Annotated in this window: 2 protein-coding genes and 1 pseudogene; 2 read left to right on the top strand and 1 reads right to left on the bottom strand. The window is 35.5% G+C overall.

Annotated features, from left to right (window positions below; all coding sequences use genetic code 11):
• Window positions 1-287: pseudogene (locus tag LEP1GSC060_RS09875) on the bottom strand (hypothetical protein); the annotation flags it as partial.
• 504 nt (window positions 288-791) lie between these two features.
• Between LEP1GSC060_RS09875 and LEP1GSC060_RS09870 the strand changes: the two are divergent.
• Window positions 792-1,001, top strand: coding sequence for a hypothetical protein (locus LEP1GSC060_RS09870; protein ID WP_003002931.1), 210 nt, complete (start codon window positions 792-794; stop codon window positions 999-1,001).
• A 146-nt stretch (window positions 1,002-1,147) separates the two neighbouring features.
• A complete protein-coding gene (locus LEP1GSC060_RS09865; protein WP_003002927.1) occupies window positions 1,148-1,936 on the top strand; it encodes a hypothetical protein in 789 nt (262 codons plus the stop codon).
• Window positions 1,937-1,940: the final 4 nt, after the last annotated feature.

Below are 1,940 nucleotides of genomic sequence, written 5' to 3'. Positions count from 1 at the left end.
ACACCTAGTATAACTTGAACGGAGTTTCTCATCTTTTTCGGAAGAGATTTGATTTGAAGAAGACATAGTTTGATTTTTGCAAGAGCGATGATACCTTTTCGAAGGGTAAGAGAGTTTTCCAAGCGGACGGAAAGGGAGTTAGCTTCTCTTTGAAGATTCGGCTCCAGCCCGTTAAACCGAAACCCGTAGACGTTACGAAAGGAATTCGGGTCCTTTTTTTGAGAGAGTGAGCTGTTGATTTGGGTATTTTTTGAGTTCTTGATCGGATACGTTTCCGTTAGCGACATTGAATTTCCAAGCCGTATCATATGAATTCCTGCTTTTTGTATGTTCAGTAGAACTTGTCGTAGACGAAGAAACGATTCGGGTTTTCATATTTGTATCTGTGAATATATCGGAATATATGAATCACAAAAGAGTGAAATTTTGGAGCTTTTTAAAAAAGTGCGTATTTTAGTCGAGAGATTTGAGAATTTGTAAGACAACCGACGGATGAAACGGAAAGTAAAGAACCTGTAAAATCGATGGTTAGAGTTAGAAATTCCTTAATGTAGTCAGGGAGTAAACGAGGTAACTTCGCCTCATTGGTGAGAGGTTTGTATCTTTTTTATAAATTCTCAAAAATTGAGTGGACGAAGAATTGTTTTTTGATTTTCTGTTTTCAATTTGTGAATATGTTGACATATATAAATCACAAATGAATTTTGGAAGTATTTTTTGTAATATGGAACATAATGATAACTTTCTTTTAGAAGAACGGCGAGGGAATCGCTTTTGAAGTTGGTGAAAGAATGAAAGAAAACGGTATTAAAAAAGGTTTTGAGTTAGGGGAAGCGGTAAAGAACAAAGTAACGGGTCAAAAGATGTATGTGGAAGTTGTTTGGAGCCCGACCGTATCTTGTGTTTACTTTGATCCCGAAAAAGAAGCCCTTGTGAAAGTTCAGATGTTGCCTGAAGATTTGGAGCGGATTAAGGAATTACTTCCCTATCTTCCCAAGTAAAATTAGGAACTAGTGATTAGGGATTAGGAGTTAGGGGTTAGGAGCTTTACCGAATATGCAGATTTCATTGTGTTTCAACAAAGCCGGGTCCGGGGGTTTTAACCAATTTAATTTAAAATTAGAAACTAGAGGAAAAATTAAAAAACATGAAGGAATTAATGAATCAGTATAAAAGAAAAAATCTTTTTCGAATAATCGGAATTTTCGCGTTTGCGTTTTTTTTGACCCAATGCCTTGGACATCACTTTACGATACCAAAAGAGAAAGTTGAGAGCGATATCAAGAAAGTCTTAGTCCTTCCGGTATATATGCCTAAGAATTTTGTACCGAATTACTTCCCAAAAGAACCTAACTTTCAACCGAATGTAGAAGAGTCAGGAGAATATGTGGAAATCATTCAATCTGCGGGAAGCTTTCTAACGAATTTGGCGACAAACATACTACGTAAAGGCGCTTATGAATTTCAGACAGTGCAATATACGGAAGACATTTTGAAAGGAAATGCCAACTTTGAAAAAATAGCTAAGACGATCATCAACGAAAAGCCGACAGAGCTTCAAACAGATGTATATTTTCCGAAAAAAGAATTTATCCAGAAAATAGCGAAGAAGTATCAGGTAGACGCAGTTTTTTATCACATATTGTATATACAATACAAAAAATCCAGACGCTTCGATTTAGGTGGTCGTAGTTATGTAAAGTTGCCTGCATTTTCAATCCTTTATGAACCTTTAATGTATTCTTCGAATGGTGATTTAATATACAACTCAGATGAAGTGAGTTATGAAATCGGTAGTTTACATTATCCCGAAACGACAAATGAAGACAATGTGTTTAAAGCTTCAAAGATTTCGAATAATAGCTTAAGAGAGGATTTATCGAAAGGAAGTATTTATGGAAAACTTATTATCATGGGTTTAAATCAAAAGTACTAGGTGT

Source organism: Leptospira weilii serovar Ranarum str. ICFT (assembly GCF_000332415.1).
Classification (GTDB): domain Bacteria; phylum Spirochaetota; class Leptospiria; order Leptospirales; family Leptospiraceae; genus Leptospira; species Leptospira weilii_A.
Note: the sequence above shows the minus strand (reverse complement) of the source record. Positions and strands in the feature narration are given on the sequence as shown.